General features: G+C 65.6%; 17 protein-coding genes. 6 read left to right on the plus strand and 11 right to left on the minus strand.

Going from position 1 to position 18,612, the window contains the following annotated elements:
• Positions 1-51: 51 nt before the first annotated feature.
• Positions 52-1,083: a FecR family protein gene (locus tag V7066_RS16330; RefSeq protein WP_334184041.1), complete on the minus strand. Its 1,032-nt coding sequence runs from the start codon at positions 1,081-1,083 to the stop codon at positions 52-54.
• Complete coding sequence (locus V7066_RS16335; RefSeq protein ID WP_334184042.1) at positions 1,080-1,850, minus strand: RNA polymerase sigma factor; 771 nt, start codon at positions 1,848-1,850, stop codon at positions 1,080-1,082. The genes V7066_RS16330 and V7066_RS16335 overlap by 4 nt, the downstream gene beginning before the upstream one ends.
• On the opposite strand from V7066_RS16335, the gene V7066_RS16340 reads away from it, so the two are divergent.
• The 5 genes from V7066_RS16340 to V7066_RS16360 all read left to right on the plus strand — a co-directional run bounded on the left by V7066_RS16340 (position 1,776) and on the right by V7066_RS16360 (position 9,466).
• On the plus strand, positions 1,776-4,118 hold the full coding sequence (locus V7066_RS16340; protein ID WP_334184043.1) for a TonB-dependent receptor: 2,343 nt from the start codon (positions 1,776-1,778) through the stop codon (positions 4,116-4,118). The genes V7066_RS16335 and V7066_RS16340 overlap by 75 nt on opposite strands.
• A gap of 92 nt (positions 4,119-4,210) precedes the next feature.
• Positions 4,211-5,671 (plus strand): amidohydrolase, encoded by a 1,461-nt coding sequence (locus tag V7066_RS16345; RefSeq protein ID WP_334184044.1) that lies wholly within the window; start codon positions 4,211-4,213, stop codon positions 5,669-5,671.
• Between the two features lie 115 nt (positions 5,672-5,786).
• On the plus strand, positions 5,787-7,046 hold the full coding sequence (locus V7066_RS16350; protein ID WP_334184045.1) for a dicarboxylate/amino acid:cation symporter: 1,260 nt from the start codon (positions 5,787-5,789) through the stop codon (positions 7,044-7,046).
• 222 nt (positions 7,047-7,268) lie between these two features.
• A complete protein-coding gene (locus V7066_RS16355; RefSeq protein WP_334184046.1) occupies positions 7,269-8,873 on the plus strand; it encodes a sensor histidine kinase in 1,605 nt (534 codons plus the stop codon).
• Positions 8,870-9,466 (plus strand): response regulator transcription factor, encoded by a 597-nt coding sequence (locus V7066_RS16360; RefSeq protein WP_334184047.1) that lies wholly within the window; start codon positions 8,870-8,872, stop codon positions 9,464-9,466. The genes V7066_RS16355 and V7066_RS16360 overlap by 4 nt, the downstream gene beginning before the upstream one ends.
• A 214-nt stretch (positions 9,467-9,680) precedes the next feature.
• On the opposite strand, the gene V7066_RS16365 is transcribed toward V7066_RS16360, so the two are convergent.
• The 3 genes from V7066_RS16365 to V7066_RS16375 all read right to left on the minus strand — a co-directional run bounded on the left by V7066_RS16365 (position 9,681) and on the right by V7066_RS16375 (position 11,249).
• Positions 9,681-10,034 (minus strand): hypothetical protein, encoded by a 354-nt coding sequence (locus tag V7066_RS16365; protein WP_334184048.1) that lies wholly within the window; start codon positions 10,032-10,034, stop codon positions 9,681-9,683.
• A gap of 84 nt (positions 10,035-10,118) precedes the next feature.
• Positions 10,119-10,523, minus strand: a complete 405-nt coding sequence (locus V7066_RS16370) for an acyl-CoA thioesterase (RefSeq protein WP_334184049.1) — start codon at positions 10,521-10,523, stop codon at positions 10,119-10,121.
• 144 nt (positions 10,524-10,667) lie between these two features.
• Positions 10,668-11,249 carry a DUF4142 domain-containing protein gene (locus V7066_RS16375; protein ID WP_334184050.1) on the minus strand — a complete coding sequence of 194 codons (582 nt, stop codon included), beginning with the start codon at positions 11,247-11,249 and terminating at the stop codon, positions 10,668-10,670.
• Between the two features lie 121 nt (positions 11,250-11,370).
• Here V7066_RS16375 and V7066_RS16380 point away from each other — a divergent pair, with 121 nt between their 5' ends.
• On the plus strand, positions 11,371-11,772 hold the full coding sequence (locus V7066_RS16380) for a DUF3597 family protein (RefSeq protein ID WP_334184051.1): 402 nt from the start codon (positions 11,371-11,373) through the stop codon (positions 11,770-11,772).
• A gap of 113 nt (positions 11,773-11,885) precedes the next feature.
• On the opposite strand, the gene V7066_RS16385 is transcribed toward V7066_RS16380, so the two are convergent.
• From V7066_RS16385 to V7066_RS16410, 6 genes are all read right to left on the minus strand, one after another.
• Positions 11,886-12,068 carry a hypothetical protein gene (locus V7066_RS16385; RefSeq protein ID WP_334184052.1) on the minus strand — a complete coding sequence of 61 codons (183 nt, stop codon included), beginning with the start codon at positions 12,066-12,068 and terminating at the stop codon, positions 11,886-11,888.
• Positions 12,069-12,159: 91 nt separating this feature from the next.
• Positions 12,160-12,615 carry a hypothetical protein gene (locus V7066_RS16390; RefSeq protein WP_334184053.1) on the minus strand — a complete coding sequence of 152 codons (456 nt, stop codon included), beginning with the start codon at positions 12,613-12,615 and terminating at the stop codon, positions 12,160-12,162.
• Between the two features lie 137 nt (positions 12,616-12,752).
• Positions 12,753-12,929, minus strand: coding sequence for a hypothetical protein (locus tag V7066_RS16395; protein WP_334184054.1), 177 nt, complete (start codon positions 12,927-12,929; stop codon positions 12,753-12,755).
• 110 nt (positions 12,930-13,039) lie between these two features.
• Positions 13,040-15,106 carry a glycoside hydrolase family 97 protein gene (locus V7066_RS16400; RefSeq protein WP_334184055.1) on the minus strand — a complete coding sequence of 689 codons (2,067 nt, stop codon included), beginning with the start codon at positions 15,104-15,106 and terminating at the stop codon, positions 13,040-13,042.
• Positions 15,103-16,725: an alpha-amylase family glycosyl hydrolase gene (locus V7066_RS16405; protein ID WP_334184056.1), complete on the minus strand. Its 1,623-nt coding sequence runs from the start codon at positions 16,723-16,725 to the stop codon at positions 15,103-15,105. The genes V7066_RS16400 and V7066_RS16405 overlap by 4 nt, the downstream gene beginning before the upstream one ends.
• 22 nt (positions 16,726-16,747) lie before the next feature.
• A complete protein-coding gene (locus V7066_RS16410; RefSeq protein WP_442947336.1) occupies positions 16,748-18,562 on the minus strand; it encodes an alpha-amylase family glycosyl hydrolase in 1,815 nt (604 codons plus the stop codon).
• Positions 18,563-18,612 lie beyond the last annotated feature (50 nt).

Genomic DNA, 18,612 nt, shown 5'->3' on the forward strand with positions numbered 1-18,612 from the left:
CCTGGAGCAGGTTTCGAGCCATCAGGTGATGCCACCTGATTGGACAATGCTCTAAGGCGCGACAAGTTCGGCGCGTGTCGCGCTTTCGTTTTCCACGCGGGCGATGCCTGCCGCTTCCAGGCTTTGCAGGAAGCCGCGCGTCACCCCGATGCGGAAAGTCCCGCTGATCGGATGGCGTGCGAGCGACGGGCTGGACACGATGATTTCCTGCGGGCTGTAGCGATTGATTTCCGCCACGGCCTCGGCCAGCGGAACCCGGTCGAAATCGACGACACCCTTGCGCCAGGCCAGCCGCCGCTCGACCTCGACCGCGCCGGTGCGATAGCCGCGTCCGTTCCAGACCAGTTCCTGCCCCGGCAGCAAGGTGGCCGACTGCGCAGGCCTGCCGTCCACTGCGGGCATATCGACGCGCACGCGGCCTTCGGCCAGAGTCACGTCGACGCGGCCGTCAGTCTCGCGCACCGCGAACTGAGTGCCCAGCGCCGTCACAGTGATCCGGCCCGCCGTCACCACGAAGGGCTTGCGCGGATTCTTGGCGACTTCGAAGAACGCCTCGCCATCGCGCAGGGCCGTGCTGCGCCGGGTGTCGCTCTCGGCCACGGTCAGCACGGTCGCGGTATTGGCGGTGATGACCGAACCGTCGGCCATGCGCAGCGTGCCCTGCTGCCCGACGCCAGTGGACAGCTCGCGGCTGTCGGCCACGGCAGGGGCCACCGGGGAAACGGACTTGTACTGTTGAAAGGCGAGCGCGCCGCCCAGCACCGCCAGCGCCATCGAGGCCGCGATGGCCGGGCGCACCCAGGCCTTGCGCCGATGACGATTGGCAAGCGCGCGCTCACGGATTTCAAGGATACGCGCCTCGGTGCGCATGGCGCCGGAACCGTCCCAGGCCCGCTCCACCCTGGCCCAGGCGATGCGGTGTGCCTCGTCCCGCGCGTGCCAGCTTTCGAAATCCTCGTAGTCCCGCGCAGTCGCGCGGGGGGAGCGGAAGATGCTGAAATAGGCCGCCGCCGTCGCTTCGGGCGAATCGATCCGCTCCAGCGCATGGGCGTCGAACGGCCTCGGGTCCGGGGAACGGCTCATGGCAGGTCCCTCGCGGCCAGAAAGCGGATGGCCTTCATGATGTGGCGCCCGACCGCGCTGTTGGAGATGCCCAGATACTCGCCGATCGCATCGTAGGACATCTCCTCGAAGCGGTGGAGCACGAAGACGTCGCGCGTCATCTCGGGCATGTCTTCCAGGGCGTTGGCAAGCCGGTCCACGTCCTCGCGCCCGCGCAGCACGCGTTCGGGCGTCAGTTCGTCGACCGGGTGGAAGGCCTCGGTCATTTCGTGATGCGCGCCGCGGTGGCGCACGCTGTCGCGCCGGGCGCGGTCGGTCAGCACGCTGGCGGCGACCTGGAACAGATAGCCCTCGACATTGGCGATGGGATCGGCCTGCCCGCGTACATGCATGCGCACCAGCACGTCCTGCACCAGATCGTCGACATCGCCCGGCTGTGCGCGCTTGGCGATGTAGCGGCGCAGCGCGGGAACGTGCAGGGACAGGTCCGGTCCGCCGGGACGGCCCGCTTCCTGCCTTTTCGGCGATGTCCTGCGCAGCGAGAAAATGGGTCGGGCCTTCCGGTATCGAATGCCCGGCTTCCTTAGCCTCCGGCGGCCCGGCGCGTCATCCGGAATATTTTTTCGATCGAAGCGAATGATCGGCGACGGACTGCGTCTTGCGACTATCGGCCTGCGATCAGGGACAGGCCGGATAAAAGGGGAAATAAAAAAATGACCTGTCGCAGCCTTTCGGCTCTGCTTCTCGCGTCCAGCATCCTCGCCGCCGCCGCGCCCGCCCAGGCGCAAGTCCAGAACCGCGAACCCCAGACCCAGTCGCTCGACCAGCCGGGCGGCGACATCGTCGTCACCGCGCGCCGCCGTGAGGAAAGCGCGCAGACCGTGCCCGTCTCGGTCACCGCCTTCAACGCGGAAATGCTGCGGGAGAAGGCCGTCGTCAGCACCCAGGATCTGACCTACACGACCCCCGGCCTCAACGTCGCGCCGCAGACCTCGCGCGATACGCCCTCCATCGTCATCCGCGGCCAGCGCCGCGCCACGGCGGGTGCATCCGCGCCTTCGGTCGTCACCTACTTCGCCGACGTGCCGCTGCCCAACGAAGGCAGCCTGGTGCCGACGTTCGATGTCGGCTCGATCCAGGTGCTCAAGGGCCCGCAGGGCACCCTGTTCGGCCGCAACACCACCGGCGGCGCGCTGCTGCTCTATCCCGTCGCGCCAGACTACGACCTCGGCGGCTACGGTCAGGTCACGCTCGGCTCCTATGACGAAACCACGTTCGAAGGCGCGGTGAACCTGCCGATCGTCGACGACCACGTGGCCCTGCGTGTCGCCGGCCAGATCGCCCGCCGCGACGGCTATACCAGGAACCACGGCAACGGCGGCGATCTCGACGACCGCCACAACGACGCCTTCCGCGCCTCGTTGCTGCTGGAACCGGTCGACGGACTGAAGAACACCACCGTGTTCGACTGGTATCGCGCGCATGAGTACGGCACCGCCAACGTGCTCAGCGGCGTCTACCCGAACCCTGCCGTCAGCGGCGGCGGCACCGCGCGCACCGCCGCGAACCGCCCCTACTTCGACTGCGGCGTCGCCGGCTGCGACATCGACATCGCTCTCGCCGAACAGCAGGCCGCCGGCGTGCGCGACGTCAGCACCAGCATCGATCCCTACTCGAACCGCACGTTCTGGGGCATTGCCAACACCTCCGAACTGGAAGTGGGCAAGGTCACCTTCAAGAACATCTTCGGCTACCGCCGCAGCAAGGTCGCCGCCGCCCGCGACATGGACGGCACCTACCTGGCGCTCTACGACGGGATCTCGAACACCAACGTCAAGCAGGTCTCGAACGAGTTCCAGATCCTCGGCTCGCTGCTGAACGACCGGCTCGACTGGATCGTCGGCGCCTTCTATCTCAAGAGCGACCCGAGCGGCGTCAACGGCAGCGTCACTTATTCGGCGGTGATCCCCGGCAAGACCTTCACCTACAACGAGAACTACAACTCCTCGACCAGCAAGGCGCTGTTCGGCCAGATCGGCTATGCCTTCGGCGGCTTCGCGGAAGGCCTGCGCTTCAACGGCGGCTTCCGCTACACCTGGGACAAGTCCTCGGGCTGCTCGGTGGCCACGCTCGACACCGCCGCCCACATCGGGCCGGACGGCTGCGCCTCCGAGGGCGGCAAGACCGGATCGGAAAGCTCCAAGGCGCCGACCTGGACGCTGGGCTTCGACTACAAGGTCAACGACGACCTGTTCCTCTACGTCACCAACCGCCGCGGCTACCGCTCGGCAGGCTACAACCAGAGCGGCATGTCCTCCTACTTCGACGGGTTCGAGACCTTCAGGCCGGAGAAGGTCACCGACTACGAAGCGGGCATCAAGTCGAGCTGGGAACTGGGCGGCGTGAAGGGCCGCGTCAACATCGCGGCCTACACCAGCAAGTACAGCAACATCCAGCGCTCGATCTTCCCCGGCGCGGACTTCGACGGCGACGGCAACTCCGCCAACGACCCCGCCAGCCTGATCATCAACGCCGCCAAGGCGACGATCAAGGGCACCGAATTCGACTTCTCGATCACCCCGACGAACGGCTTCACCCTCTCCGGTTTCGGCGCCTACACCGATGCCAAGTACGACGAATACGACGCCCCGGCCGCCTTCATCCCGCTGCTCGGCAACAACCCGGTGAACAACAAGTTCTCCTACACGCCCAAGTGGACCATCGGCGGCGGCGCCCGCTATGCGACCTATCTCGGCGATTTCGCGGAAATGGTGTTCAACGCCAACTGGTTCCACAGCACCAAGGTCTGGTACGTCGAGCGTCCGCTGGATACCAACGGCATCCAGAAAGCCTACGACACCGTCAACCTGAAGCTGGACTTCAACAATATCGAGAACCGCGGCATCGACCTCGGCTTCTTCGTGCGTAACCTGTTCGACGTGACATATGCCGCTGCGGGCGGTGTGGTCACGCCGTCCGTCACGTCGACCACGCTCGTCTACAACGAACCGCGCGTGATCGGGGCCCAGCTTCGCGTCTCCTTCGGGAAGCGCTGACCTTTTCCTACCGGCCCCGCGCGGATACGATCTGTGAAGATACGATCCGGGCGGGGTACATTTCCGATACGACCCTGCATGAGGATAGCCTGATGAAATCCTTCGTTCGTACCGCCCTGTTCCTCCTCGCCGCCGGAGCTTCCGCGCCCGCGCTCGCAGGTCCCCTCGCCGAGGCCGACCGCACCGCGATCCTTGCCGACGTCGATCGCGGCTCGGCCGCCATGTCGCGCAATGCGCTCCAGATCTGGTCCTGGGCCGAAGTCGGCTTCCAGGAGACCAAAAGCTCCGGCCTGCTCCAGAAGGACCTCAAGGCTGCGGGCTTCCAGGTAACTCCGGGCGTCGCCGGAATGCCGACCGCCTTCGTCGCCAGCTTCAAGACCGGAGACGGCCCCGTCATCGGCATCCTCGCCGAATTCGACGCCCTGCCCGGCCTCGCCCAGGCTGCCGAGCCGGAGCGCCGAGTGATCGACGGCGTGGCCGGGCATGCCTGCGGCCACAACCTGTTCGGCGCAGCCTCGATCGCCGCCGCCATCGCCACCAAGAACTGGATGGTCGCCCACGGGATCAAAGGCGAACTGCGCGTCTACGGCGCCCCGGCCGAGGAAGGCGGCTCGGGCAAGGTCTTCCTCGTCCGCTCGGGCCTGACCAAGGAAGTCTCGGCCATGCTGCACTGGCACGCCGGCGACGGCTACAGCGCCATGCAGGGCCACGCCCTCGCCAATGTCAGCGCCAAGTTCCGCTTCCACGGTGTGGCCTCGCACGCCGCCGCCGCGCCGGAGCGCGGCCGTTCGGCGCTCGATGCGGTCGAGGCGATGGACAACATGGTCAACATGATGCGCGAGCATGTCCCGCAGGAAACCCGCATTCACTACGTCATCACCGATGGCAGCAAGGCGCCCAACGTCGTGCCCGAGACAGCCGAGGTCTATTACTACGTGCGCCACCCCGACCAGCAGCAGGTGGCCGAGATCATGGAGCGCGTGAAGAAGGCCGCCGAAGGCGCCGCGCTCGGCACCGGAACCACGGTCGAGTACAACCAGATCGGCGGCACTTTCGACCTGCTGCCGAACGACACGCTCGGCCATGTGATGTACGACAACCTCAAGCAGGTGCCGTTGCCCACCTATACCGCGCAGGAACAGGCCTTCATCGACAAGATCGCCACCTCGCTGCCCAAGGGCGGCCGCCAGCGCACGACGGGCGTGGCGCCCTATTCCAGCGGCGAGATCATGTCGGCGTCCACCGACGTGGGCGACGTCAGCTACACCACGCCGACGGCGGGCATGTCCGCCGGAACCTGGGCGCCGGGCACCCCGCCGCACAGCTGGCAGGCGGTCGCCGCCAGCGGCAACAGCGTCGGCACCAAGGGCGCCGAAGTCGCCGCCAAGACCCTGGCGCTAACCGCCGCGCAGCTGTTCCAGAGCCCGGACACGCTGGCCGCCGCGAAGAAGGAACTCGACGAACGGCGCGGGCCGGACTTCGTCTATCGCTCGCTGCTCGGCGACAAGGCGCCCTCGCTCGATTACCGCAAGGCCGCTTCGTCCAAGGACTGATCGCCTTTCCAGAATTGACCGTACCCATCCTGACCCCGGTTCCGCCGCTCCAATTCCGGCGGAACCGGGGGCTTTTTTTGGGCTTCACCCACCTCCTTCGAAAAGAGAATTTCCTATGTCGCGTCGCCTGACGACCTTCATCGTCGCCGGGATGGTTTCCGGCGTCTGCGCGGGGTTCGCCGCCAACCGGCTCGTTGGCGATACGCCCGAGACGGCCAGGGAAGTGGCGGGCTACTTCCACCTCCTCGCCGATGTCTTCCTCCATCTCATCAAGATGATCATCGCCCCGCTGGTGTTCTCCACGCTGGTGGCGGGCATGGCGCATATGGAGGACGGTAAAGCGCTCGGCCGGATCGGCGGGCGGGCGATGGCCTGGTTCCTCACCGCCAGCCTGCTCTCGCTGGCACTGGGGCTGGTCCTCGTGAACCTGCTGGCACCGGGCGAGGGACTGCACCTCGTGCGCAGCGGCGGCGCGTCGGCAATCGATGCTCAAGCTCTCAACTTCCGCGACTTCGTGCTGCACGTCTTCCCGACCTCGATGGTCGGGGCCATGGCGGAGAACTCGATCCTGCAGATCGTCGTCTTTTCGATCTTCGTGGGCGTGGCGCTCACCGCGATCGGCGAGGACGCCAAACCAATCGTCACACTGATCGAGGCGATGGTGAAGATGATGCTGACGGTGACCGGCTATGTCATGCGCATGGCGCCGCTGGCGGTGTTCGGCGCGCTCGCGGCGGCAGTGACGACCGAGGGTATCGGCGTGCTGGCGACGTTCGGGCGACTGGTCGGCTCGTTCTATCTTGCGCTGGGGACGCTGTGGCTGCTGCTGGTCTGCGCCGGAGCCCTGTTTCTGGGGCGCCGCATTCTCGACCTGCTGCGCCATGTGCGCGAACCGGTGCTGCTGGCATTCTGCACTGCGTCGTCAGAGGCGGCCTATCCCAAGATGCTCGAACAACTGGGCCGTTTCGGCGTGCCGCGGCGCATCTACAGCTTCATCCTGCCGCTGGGCTACAGCTTCAACCTCGACGGTTCGATGATGTACGCCACGTTTGCAACGCTGTTCATCGCCCAAGCCTATGGCATCGACCTGCCGATCCTCACCCAGATCACGATCCTGCTGGTGCTGATGGTGACGAGCAAGGGCATCGCCGCCGTGCCCCGCGCCTCGCTGGTCGTCGTCGCGGCGACGCTGGGGCAGTTCGACCTGCCGGTGGAAGGCATCGCCTTCATCCTCGCCGTCGATCACTTCATGGACATGGGCCGCACCGCCACGAACGTGCTCGGCAACGCCATCGCGACCGCCGTGATCGCGAAGTCCGAACAGAAGCTGGAGGCGGCGATGGGCACATCTCTCGAATGCGCCACCCCGGCATGAGATGGCGGGGATACGCGACATAGCCCCGCCCATTCGGCATTCGATTGCCGCAAGAATGTGCCCGACGAAACGAAGGGACGCGATATCAAGATCTTGCTTGCGGAGTAACCACAAGTCAGGCGAAGGCACCGCGGGACCGTAAAAGCTCCGGGTATCGCGATGAGACTCCAACTGCCAAGGCTCCGGCGGATGAACTTGCCGGAAAATCGATCCGGGACGGAAATGTCCTGGCGCTGCTTGCGGCTGCGTACCGGCGAGTTGCCCTTGCTGGTGGCCTATGGTTTCGCCTTCGCACTGCTGCACTGGACCGCCAGCCCATGGAGCGGTGAAGGGTTCTTCTCGCTGTGGTACCCGCCCGCCGGTCTGCGCTTTGCGGTTCTCTGGAGCCGAGGCGCGCGCCTTGCCCCCTGGCTGGTTCTGGCCGAACTCGTCTCCGACTGGTGCACCGGAAGCATGTCGTTGGCGGGACCGGAGGCATTGCAGGCGGTGACGGGTGTCATGCGACCCGGCCTCACTTGTGGGCTGGCCGTGGCGGCCGTCCGCCGCTTTGCGCAAGGGCGCGGAAATATTGCGCAAGGGCGCGGCGATACGCTCTCCCTGCCGCCCATGCCGCTGGGTCTCGCCGCCGTCGCCGCCCCGGCTCTCAATGCCTTGATGGTGATCCCGATCGAGGCGCTGCTGCCCGCCGCCGCCGGACGTTACCGGATCGGGGTCGATATCGTCATCTCGCTCACCGGACTTGCCGTGGGCGATCTGCTGGGCATTCTCGTCCTCGCCCCGTTGCTCCTGTGGATGGCCGCACTGATCGATGCACCGCGGCGCGCCTTGCCCGGTGTGCCGAAACTGCGGCCCGTCCTCGAAGACGCCCTCGTCATCGGCGGCTGCCTGCTGCTGACGATGGCCCTGTGGCGCGCCGGGCTGGGCGCCCAGCCCGCTCCCGGACTGCTCGCAGGCGCCTGGATCGGGCTGCGCCATGGCCGTATCGCCGCCTGGCTGGCGATCCTGGCCCAAGTCTCCGTCTTTCTGCCCTATTCCGCCGGACGACTGGACGATGCGACACGGCTGGAACTCCATCTCGGCATCGCCGCCGTAGTGCTGGTCACCTGGCTGGCAGGCAGCTTTTCCGATGCCCAGAAGACCGCCCGCGACGTCCTTGAGCGACGCAATCGCCTGTTGTTCCAAGCCGAACGGCTCAAGACCCTGCGCGCCATGTCGGTCGCGGTGATCCACGAGATCAGCCAACCGCTTACCACCCTCGCCATCGAGGCCGGCCATCTGGCCCGCGCGACCGAGGGCCTGCCCGCCGACATCGCCGAGAGCGCCGCGCTGGTCGATCGCAAGGCCCGCGCCCTTTCCGACCTCGTGCGTCGGCTGCGCCGCTTCGGAGGCCGCGACGTCGACGAGCCTTCGCCGCTTCCGGTCTCCATGCTGCTGCAGACCGCCGGCCAGATCGTCGCCGCCGAGTTGCGCGCTTCGGGGGGGCGGATCGCCTTCCCCGGCGTCGCGCCCGATCTGCTCGTGCAGGCACAGGAGATCGAACTGACTCAGGCCCTGGTGAACCTGCTGCGCAATGCCCTCACCGCCAGTCCCGGCGAAGCGATATCCTTGCATGCAGAGGCACGGCAGGACGAAGTGCAGATCGCCGTCACCAATCCGCTCGCCGCCGCTTGCGAACCGACGGCCGGCATGGGCGCCGGTATGGGCGTCGGCCTGGTCATCGCCCGCACCATCGTCGAGGCGCATGGCGGCACACTGGTCAGGCGGGACGCGCCGGGCCTGGCCCGTTTCATCGTATCCCTCCCGCTCCTGACCGGATCTCCCGCATGACCGATACCGCACCCCCTCTCGTCGGCGTTCTCGACGACGATGCCGACCTTGCCGCCACAGTAGCGCGGCTGCTGGGCCGCAACGGCCTGGCCGCACGCGCTTTCGTGGCACCTCAGGACCTGCTCGCGGCACTGCCCGCCTGCACTTTCGGCTGCGTCATCAGCGATATCCAGATGGGCGAGATGGACGGCTTCGCCTTTGCCGACGCCTTGCGGATGCGCGACCCCGCCGTGGCGCTGGTCTTCATGACCGCTTGGCCTACCACGACCCACGCGGTCGATGCGGTACGCCGCCACGGGGGCCTCGACTATCTGGAGAAGCCGATCGACGAAGCGCGCCTGCTCGCAGCGGTTCGGGAAGGCCTTGCCTGGTCGGCGCGCGAACGGCGCATTGCCGCGCTGACGGACCAGTTCACCCGGCGCGAGCGCCAGGTCTTCGATCTTCTGATCCGCGGCCATTCCAACAAGGAAATCGCCGAACGCCTGACGATTTCCGCACGCACCGTGGAGGATCACCGCGCCGCGATCGTCGCCAAGTCACGCACCAACGGCCTTGCCCAGCTCGTCGCCCTCAGCCGGGGCGAGACCTTGTAACGCAAAGCCGGACAAGGGGAGGAAGGCCGAAAACACCGGAAATTTCCCGGATCGACCTCCCCGCCGCGCGGCTTCATTCTCCGTTTGCGACCCGAGGGCCGGGGCATTCCCGCATAAACCGGCCTGAACCTGGCCGGTGAAGGCCGTTCGGCTTTCACCGGCCATCTGTGCGCCGTCCATGCCATCTATGCGCGCGGCGCCGCGCCGCCGCGCTTCAGGAGCGCGCCTTCGCCACGGTGCCCTGAAGCTCTGGAAAACACTCGCGCGCAAGGCTCTTCCACATGGGTTCGACGGCATCCTTCCAGTCGCCGTAACCATAGAGGATCAGGGTACCGTCGTGGCGCGCCTCGAACGACATGAGCGGACTGGTGGGGGTATCGACATCCTTGGCCACGCGGAAATCCACCTTGCGGCCGAATTCGACCGAGAGGTTCTCGCTCACCCCGACATCGTCGAATTCGGTTTCGACGCAGGCCGCGACCTCACCGATGGGACGGTCCGAATGCGCCTTGATGGAAGCCGAGACCGAAGGCATCGCTGCCGAAAGCATGATAGCAGCAAGAAACATGACGCGTTGATACCACGAGTGGACAGATGGCCCAAGGCCGCCCGTCGGAGGACGCGGCAACCGGCGCGTATGACGGTCAAAGGATCAGGACGGGTTTCCGAAGAAATGGTCGATCACGTCCCGTGCCAGACGGGCAGGCTTGAGCGTGGCGGCATCGAGACAGCACCAGCTGGACTTGACCTCGGCAAGGACTTCCTCCCCGCGCTTGATGATCGTTTCGTAGAAGGCCCGTGCGCCCTGGACCTTTTCCAGCAGCACGGTGGCGATCACGTCGTCCCCCAGGAACGTCGGCTTGCGATAAGTGATCTCGTGCTTGAGCGCGACCCACAAGTGCTGGCCGACCACATCGGTCGGCGCGATGGCCCGCCAGTGGTCGAGAACCGCATCCTGCACCCACTTGAGGTAGCTGGCGTTGTTCACATGACCCATGAAGTCGATGTCGGCAGCATCGACGCCGATGCGGAACTCGTGGGGAATCGCGGTGCTCACGGCATGACTCTAACAGAACTGCGGCCCGCGCAGCAGACAAATATCTCCGCCTTCGGATAAACCGACATTATTGCAGAACCGCGACAGCGGCAGGGATCGCCGCCGCCTTCCGGGCGACGATCCCTGCCTGCGATCGTACCGTCGTTACAGTGACTTGGCCATGTTGAGATGGGCCGTAACAGTCGGGACCAGGCCCTTGGCAAAGGCCTGGAGCGGCGCGGAATCGCCGTTGGCGGCATAGTCCTTGAGCGCCGTCAGCGTTGCCTGATGGGCTTCGACCTGCGCCTTGGCATAGGCCTTGTCGAAATCGGCACCGCTCAGCTTGCCCAGCGAATCGACGGTCTGCTTCTGCGCATCGCTCAGCGTCGCATAAGGCGTGATCGCGGGAGAAAGCTTGTCGGTGACGCCCTTGAGCTTCTCGGTCGAGGCCGTGTGCGCTTCGATCATCTTGTCGGCAAAGCGCTTCACCGCCGCCGATGCGCCCTTGGCCACGGCCAGCTTGGAGGTCTCGATTTCGAAGGCGTCGCTTGCGGCGGCCGTGTTCGCGAAGGCCTGCCCCGGGCTTTGCGTAGCCGTGCCCATCGGCACGTCCGCGCCCGGAATCGCGCCGGGAACGACGCCCGTTGCGGTGCTGGTGGCCACGTCGCTGGGGGCCGGAGCTTCTTTCTTGCAGGCCGCCAGCGCGAGCGCGGCGAACGAAACGGCGAAAAGTATCCGGTGCTTCATGGTGAGTTCCTCTTCCAGACTATGCCTCTGCGTGAACCATCTTCTCCGCCGAGCGTTCCCGCACAGGCTGCTTCCGGTCGCCCGGACCGGCAAAGCGCCCTTTCCTGCCAGGAGCACGACAATGGGAATCCTCGGAAACATCTTCGACAAGGTCTTCCATCGCAACAAGGCGGAAGCTGCCCCCGCACCTTCCCCGACTGCCCCGGCCGCGCCTGCCCCAGCCGCTGCCCCACCGACCGCCGCCCCGGCACCGGCGGCGGAGCCTGTCGATGTCGGCGCCGTGCTGGAGGAAATGGCCTCGATGAAGGCCGACCATGGCGGCAACTACAAGACCTCGATCGTCGACCTGCTGAAATTGCTGGACCTCGATTCCAGCCTCGCCGCACGCAAGGAACTGGCCGACGAACTCGGTGTTCAGGTCGCCGCGGACGGGTCCGCGGAACAGAACATCGCCCTGCACCGCGCGGTCATGGACAGTCTCGCAAATAACGGCGGCGTGGTTCCGGACAGCCTTCGCCAATAGCCTTAAGATATCGGGCGATCGGAACATTCGATCGCCCAGAGCATCAGATCAAAAACCTGGGGCAGTTGATCCAAGGAATTGGGATCGGAAACTGCTCCAGTTTCTCAACGTTTTCAATTCCTCAACATGTTCCAGTCGTCATCGCCGCCCTTCATCCGCAGGACATCGAGCGCCGTCTGGACGTGAATCGCGGCAAGGTCCTGCCCGCAAGCGTCGAGACGTCCGACCGCCTCCTGAAGCAGGGCAGCGATGCTGCGCAGTTCAAGGACAAGCTGCTCCTGGTTGGTGAGTGCCATACAAAACCGTCTCTCCCCCTGGCCCTGACGCCAAGGCTAAGCGATCGGAGACGCTTCACCAAGTGGAATTACGTATTATTTGTGGCGAACGTCAGACAATCCGTGCCGCGCGCCTGAGATAATCGTGCATCAGCGTGGAACCCTTTTCGGTCAGGCGGATGTCTCTGTCCAGTCTGTCGCTACCCGGCGCATGATGGACAAGCCCTTCTGCTTCAAGGACATTCACCCACCGCTGGGTCGTGTTCCAGGACACCATGCGTCCAGGCATGGTGCGGCTTTCGGACTGCCCGATATAGAGGTCGAGAAGGATGTCCCATGCGGGATCTCCAAAAAAATCGGCACCGAACACGTCGTCCCGCAGCCGCCGACAGCTGCAGATGAATTCCGCCATCGGCACCAGATCGACAGGTTCCAGAGTATCTTCGGGGTTGTCTTCGAGGTTGTCTTCGAGGTTGTCTTCGCGCTCGCGCTTCAGCAACCGGCGCGCCAGAACCGCCAGCTTCGGCGCGACGCCGGCGGCTTTCCCTTCCCGCAGTTTTCTACCCATTTCCCCCGCTTCTCGATTCCACGATCGCAGCTCATACCGCAGTTGCGAATGCAGGAAGCTCGCCGTGCTGACAACGGCACAGCTGCGATAGATGTCACGACTGCAAAAAGTTAATCAGCAGGGCCTTGCTTCCGACATCATCGGCGACGGGCCGCGGCAACCAGCGCGTAAGTCGTCACGCCGCTGATCGCCAGCGCCAGCACGAAGCCCGCGATCGCGCCCCATTTCGCACCGACCGGCCCCAGAAGAAACCCGCCGAGCGCCAGTCCCATGAGCGGGAGGACGATCAAAGCAAGGCAACCGATTGCGAACACGGGTATTTCTCCTGTCAGGGCCGGGCTCTTGCGCCCCCGGCCCTGAACCCAAGCTTTCGCTCCTCTTCCGTCATTCCAGCCCCGAAGGGAACCTGAGCGACGCCCCCTGTTTACTTGCCCGGCACCAGCCGCATCGCCGCGCCGCCGCCCGGGGCGAGCCAGAGCGTGTAGGTATCGCCCTTCTTCACGTTGCGCGTATCATAGGCGATCCTGTGGCGGGCATCGGTAAGGTAGGTCGCGCCCTCTCCGTCCTTCCAGATCGTTGCCTTGTAGGTCTTGCCCGGTTCGAGGAAGTCGAACGAGAGCGTGACATTACGTGCCGTCGCGTCGTTGACGCCGCCGACGAACCATTCGGGGCTTCCCCGATCCTTGCGCGCGAAGATCGCATAGTCGCCCACTTCGCCCGCGATCAGGTGGCTTTCCGCCCAGTCGGTGGGGACATGGCTGATGAACTCCATCTCGCGCGGATGCTTGTCGAGATTCTCGACGAAGTCCGCTGCCATCTGGATCGGCGAATAGATCGCAAGGTAGAGCCCGAGCTGCTTGGCCAGCGTGGAAGCCAGCGGATCGTGGTGTGCGCCCTCAAGACTCAGCACGCCCGGCGTGAAGTCCATCGGGCCGGAGAGCATGCGGGTATAGACCAGCGTCGGCTCATGGTCCGGCCCGTTGGCGAAGGCGCCCCAGGCGTTGTATTCCATGCCCCGCGCACCTTCGCGGCTGACCCAGTTCGGATACGTGCGGCGCAGGCCCGTGTCCTTGACCGGTTCGTGCGCGTCGATGGAAATGTGGTGCTGCGCGGCCAGCTTCACGACGTCCAGATGGTGGTTCACCTGACGCTGGCCGTCATGCCATTCCATATGCGTTTCACCCGGTTTTTCGCCGTAATGCCAGGTATCGGCAATGATGCCGCCGCCATCCGCAACGTAACCGGTCTTCACCGAAGTGACGCCCAGCTTCTCGTAAAGTGCGAAGCCCGCGTCCATCTGCTTTTCATAGATGGCGATGTTGCCGCCGGTCTCGTGGTGGCCGATCAGCACCACGCCCTTCTTTCGGGCATAGTCGGTGACCGCCTTGATATCGAAGTCCGGCGTCGCCTCGGTAAAGCTGAAATCGCCGTGGCCGAACCAGTCGCCGTCCCAGCCCTTGTTCCAGCCTTCGATCAGCACGCCGCCGAAATTGTGGCGGGCGGCATAGTCGATGTACTGCTTGGCCCGCGCGGTGGTGGCGCCGTGTTTCGGACCGGTCGCCCAGGTCCAGTCGCCGCGGATCATGCCCCACCAGATGCCGATGTAGCGCATCGGCTTCACCCAGCTGACATCACCCAGCTTGTTCGGTTCGTTGAGATTGAGTTCCAGATCGTTCTCGACAAGGCCCGCCGCATTGTCCGCAATGCGGATCGTGCGCCAGGGCGTGTTGAACGGCAGGTCGCGCACCACCCGCGCGCCGCGCGACGAGGGCGAGAGCGTGGTGCGGAACTTCTGGCCATCCGCCCGCTTGAACCAGTAGCCGGCATAGTCGACCAGCGCCGCCTCGTGGAACGACAGGTGGGTGCCGTCCTCCAGCTTCATGGTGATCGGCGTGTGCGCGGTGGAAACGGCGTCGATCGGGGTCTTCTGGTAGACCTGTTCGTAGCGGTTCCACTCGCCGCCGGGGATCCACCATGCCTCGCCCTTGGGCACGATGTCGAACTCGGTGGTTTCGTCGGTGATCTTCATCGTCTTCATCGCCGGCTGCTCGGGCAGTTCGTAGCGGAAGCCCACGCCGTTATCGAAGAGGCGGAAATGCACGTCCATCAACCGGCTGCCCTGCGAGGCGGACTGGCGGAAGTGGACGGTCACCTCGTTGTAGTGATCGCGCACATGGGTTCGCTCGCCCCAGGGCTGCTCCCAGGTATCGTCCTGCTTGCCGGTCTCGCTTCCGGAAATCGCAAAGCCGCGCACCATGTTGACGCCGTCGGTCAGCACGAAGCCCAGCTTGCTCGGCGCGATCAGCAGCTTGCCTTTGCGCGACAGTGACCATGTGGGGCGGCTGTCGTTGTCGGTGCTGACGGTGAGCACGATCGAGCCATCGGGCGAGGCGGCGGTTACCTCGGGCCTGGCCTCCTGAGCGTGGAGCGAAAGCGGCGCAAGGGCAGCGGCGAGGATGCCGGCTTTTGCCAGCAGGCGGAAAGGCTTCATGCGTGTTCTCCGTTCGGAGCCTTGGCTCCGTCTTCAATCCAGATCGCAGCCCATGCAGGGAGCGAGCCGGGTGCGGTATCGTTGACGGCGGCGAGGACTTGGCCGGTAGTCGGCACGCCCTCCGGCCAGACTGCATCGCGCTCACCGATGTTGAACACCGCCAGCACCGACCGCCCCTCGGCCTCACGGCGCAGCACAAGCCGCGTCTCGTCGGCGAGCAAAACCTCGCAAGTTCCCCGGCGCAGCGCCGCATCGTCACGGCGCAAGTGGATAAGGCGGCGCGTCAGGTGCAGCAGCGAGGCGGGATCGGCCTCCTGCCGATCGATGGCGCGGGCAAGGTTCGCTTCGGAGAGCGGCAGCCACGGTTGGCCGCCGGTGAAGCCGCCGTGCTCATCCTGCGCCTTCCACGGCAGCGGCGTGCGCACGCCGTCGCGCGAGAGGGTGAGCGGCCAGTTGGCGATGGCCTCCGGGTCCTGCAGCAGCTCGAACGGCACCTCGTCCTGCTCTAGCCCCAGTTCCTCGCCCTGAAACACGATCGGATTGCCTCGGAGGGACAGCAGCAGCATCGCCTTCATCCGCGCAAAGGCGTCGCGGTGTTCAGGAGCACACCAGCGCGAGACGGCGCGGGGGGCGTCGTGGTTCTCGAAAGCCCAGCTCGGCCAGCCCATTCCGGGTTCGTCCGGCCAGAAATCCTGTGCCGCCGCGACGCGCGCGGGGGTCAGGTTCTCGGCATAGAGGAAGTCGAAGCCATAGGCGCTGTTCAGCCGGGCGGAGCCCTGCGTGAAGGCCTTCATCTCCACCCCGGCGTTGAGCCCGCCGACCTCGGCCAGCGAATAGGTATCGGGATAAGAGGCGATCAGCGCCTGCAACCGCTCGATGAAGGCAAGGATGTCCGGGTGCGACTGGTTGTAGCGCTGGATCTGGAAATCGTAGGGTCGGGTACGCAGCTTGCCGTCCTCGGGCGCGGGCGGATTGTCGCGCAGCAGCGGGTCGTGCATCGAATGGTTGAGCGCATCGATGCGGAAGCCCGAGACACCCCGGTCCAGCCAGAACTTCGCCACGCCCAGCAGCGCGTCCTGCACTTCGGGGTTGTGGCAATTGAGCTGCGGCTGCTCGGTCAGGAAGTTGTGCATGTAATACTGCCCGCGCCGCGCGTCCCAGCGCCATGCGGGGCCGCCGAAGATCGACTGCCAGTTGTTGGGCGGAGTGCCGTCCTCCCTGGGATCGGCCCAGACGTACCAATCCGCACGCGGGTTATCGCGGCTGGAGCGGCTCTCCACGAACCATGCGTGCCGGTCCGAGGTATGCGCGTAGACCTGATCGACGATGATCTTCAGCTTGAGGTCGCGGGCCCGCGCGATCACCGCGTCGAAGTCTTCCAGGGTGCCGAAGATCGGATCGACCGCACAGTAATCCGAAATGTCGTAGCCGAAATCGGCCATGGGCGAGGCGTAGAAGGGCGAAATCCACACCGCCTCCACGCCAAGCCCGGCGACATGGTCCAGCCTTGCCGCGATACCGGGCAAGTCGCCGATGCCGTCGCCATTGGCATCCGAGAAGCTGCGGGGATAGATCTGGTAGATGGCGGCGCCGCGCCACCATTCGGCAGGTTGAGTCATGGTCGTTTCCGGGGGGAGTGGATCAGGGTTTGGCCGCGCAGACCGCAAAGCCCAGCGGCGGCAGTTCGACGCGCACCGAACCCGGCGCGCTGGCCGTGGCGGCGCAGGCGGTGCCCGCCAGCGTCTCGAATGCAAGCGAGGCCGGATCGACGGCAACAGCTGCGGAAACCGGTGCGGTGGAGGTATTGAAGGCCAGCAGCACCTCCCGGCCCGTTGTCGGATCGAAGCGGGAAATGGCGACGAGGCCGGGCTTCTCCGATGCCGCGCGGGTGACCGAAGGGCCTTGAGTCAGTGCCCGGGTCTTCACGCGCAAGGCGGAAAGCTGCGCAATCAGGCGGTAGAGCGGATGCGCGGGATCGAAGTTTTCGGTCGCGGTGGAGTTGGCCGTGCCAACGAGCGCCTCGCCGTTGTAGATCGCCACTTTGCTGGCGAACATGTCCTGCCGCGAAAGCTGGTCGCCGCCGACGCCGGCAAAGCCCTGCTCGTCGCCGTAATAGATCGTCGGCACGCCGCGCAGGGTGAGCAGCATGGCATGGGCCAATTCGTCGCGCCGGAGCAGTTCGTCCGCGCTCATCGCCGGGTTCGCCGCCTTCAGGAACATTGCCGCGCGCCCGGCGTCATGGTTGCCGAGGAACGTCGGCAACTGCATCGCGGCCTTGGCGCCGCCCTCGTAAAGCCCGTCGTCATCGGGCAGGCGCGCCAGTTCCTCACTGCTGCCACCGCCCGCAGCCTTCAGAACCGCGTGCATGAAGGCGAAGTCCAGCACGCCGGGCAGACCGGCATTGCGCGTCCAGCTCGCCAGCAGCGCCGGCTCGTAATCGCCGGTCATCACTTCGCCGAAGATGTGGAAGTTCGGGATGCCCTTGGCCGCCGCGCGCGCCTTCATGGCGGGAACGAACGCGCGCCAGAATTCGGGGTTCACATGCTTGGCGGTATCGATGCGGAAACCGTCGACGCCGTACTTGTCGATCCAGTCGCCGTAGATCGCGATCATGCCCTCGACCACGCGCGGGTTCTCGGTCGCGAGGTCGTCCAGCCCGACGAAATCGCCGTACTGCGCGCTCTCGCCCTTCCAGTCGGTATTGCCGCGGTTGTGGTAGTAGATCGGGTCGTTCAGCCAGGCGGGCGCTTTCACGTGCTCCTCGCCCTTCGGCACGTAGGGGATATAGGCGAAGGACGGATCGGTCATCTTCGCCCAGTTCGCCGCGCCGGCATCGCCGTCGCCCGCAAAGCCGGGATTGATCGGCGCGCCGGAGACACCGCCTTTGCGCGAGAAGGGATAGTCCGCCTTCGAACGGTAAGGGTACTCCTGCGCAGCGCCTTCCCGGTACTGGATCACGTCCGCCGTGTGGTTGACGATGATGTCCATGTAGACCTTCATCCCCCGGGCATGGGCGGCATCGACCAGCGCCTTGAACTCCGCGTCCGTTCCGAAATGCGGATCGACATGGGTGAAGTCGGTGATCCAGTAGCCGTGATAGCCCGCGCTCTCGCCCCCCTTCGGCCCCTGCACGGGCTTGTTTTTGAAGATCGGCCCCACCCAGATCGCCGTCGCGCCGAGGTTCTGGATATAGCCCAACCGCTGCGTCAGCCCCTTGAGGTCGCCGCCATGATAGAACGCCTTGTCCGCCGGATCGAAGCCGGTCGCGAGCTTTCCGCCCTTGAGGCCGCCCGCATCGTTCGACGGATCGCCGTTCTCGAACCGGTCCGGCAGGACGAAGTAGATCACTTCCTGCTCTGGCGAACGCGCGCGCAGGTCTTCCAGCGGTCCGGCCATCGCGACTGGCGCGGCGAGCGCTGCGGCCAAGGGCAGGAGAGAAGTAAGCAGGCGGTTCATTTCAGGCACTCTCCGATGTTTTGCGTCCCGATGTTTTGCTTCAACGTCGC

It is taken from the genome of Novosphingobium sp., assembly GCF_036820275.1.
Lineage (GTDB): Bacteria > Pseudomonadota > Alphaproteobacteria > Sphingomonadales > Sphingomonadaceae > Novosphingobium.

Coding starts and splice junctions, on each gene's coding strand:
- V7066_RS16330 (WP_334184041.1), bottom strand. CDS start 1,083: ATGAGCCGTTCCCCGGACCCGAGGCCGTTCGACGCCCATGCGCTGGAG.
- V7066_RS16340 (WP_334184043.1), top strand. CDS start 1,776: ATGACCTGTCGCAGCCTTTCGGCTCTGCTTCTCGCGTCCAGCATCCTC.
- V7066_RS16345 (WP_334184044.1), top strand. CDS start 4,211: ATGAAATCCTTCGTTCGTACCGCCCTGTTCCTCCTCGCCGCCGGAGCT.
- V7066_RS16350 (WP_334184045.1), top strand. CDS start 5,787: ATGTCGCGTCGCCTGACGACCTTCATCGTCGCCGGGATGGTTTCCGGC.
- V7066_RS16355 (WP_334184046.1), top strand. CDS start 7,269: ATGTCCTGGCGCTGCTTGCGGCTGCGTACCGGCGAGTTGCCCTTGCTG.
- V7066_RS16360 (WP_334184047.1), top strand. CDS start 8,870: ATGACCGATACCGCACCCCCTCTCGTCGGCGTTCTCGACGACGATGCC.
- V7066_RS16365 (WP_334184048.1), bottom strand. CDS start 10,034: ATGTTTCTTGCTGCTATCATGCTTTCGGCAGCGATGCCTTCGGTCTCG.
- V7066_RS16375 (WP_334184050.1), bottom strand. CDS start 11,249: ATGAAGCACCGGATACTTTTCGCCGTTTCGTTCGCCGCGCTCGCGCTG.
- V7066_RS16380 (WP_334184051.1), top strand. CDS start 11,371: ATGGGAATCCTCGGAAACATCTTCGACAAGGTCTTCCATCGCAACAAG.
- V7066_RS16385 (WP_334184052.1), bottom strand. CDS start 12,068: ATGGCACTCACCAACCAGGAGCAGCTTGTCCTTGAACTGCGCAGCATC.
- V7066_RS16390 (WP_334184053.1), bottom strand. CDS start 12,615: ATGGGTAGAAAACTGCGGGAAGGGAAAGCCGCCGGCGTCGCGCCGAAG.
- V7066_RS16400 (WP_334184055.1), bottom strand. CDS start 15,106: ATGAAGCCTTTCCGCCTGCTGGCAAAAGCCGGCATCCTCGCCGCTGCC.
- V7066_RS16405 (WP_334184056.1), bottom strand. CDS start 16,725: ATGACTCAACCTGCCGAATGGTGGCGCGGCGCCGCCATCTACCAGATC.
- V7066_RS16410 (WP_442947336.1), bottom strand. CDS start 18,562: ATGAACCGCCTGCTTACTTCTCTCCTGCCCTTGGCCGCAGCGCTCGCC.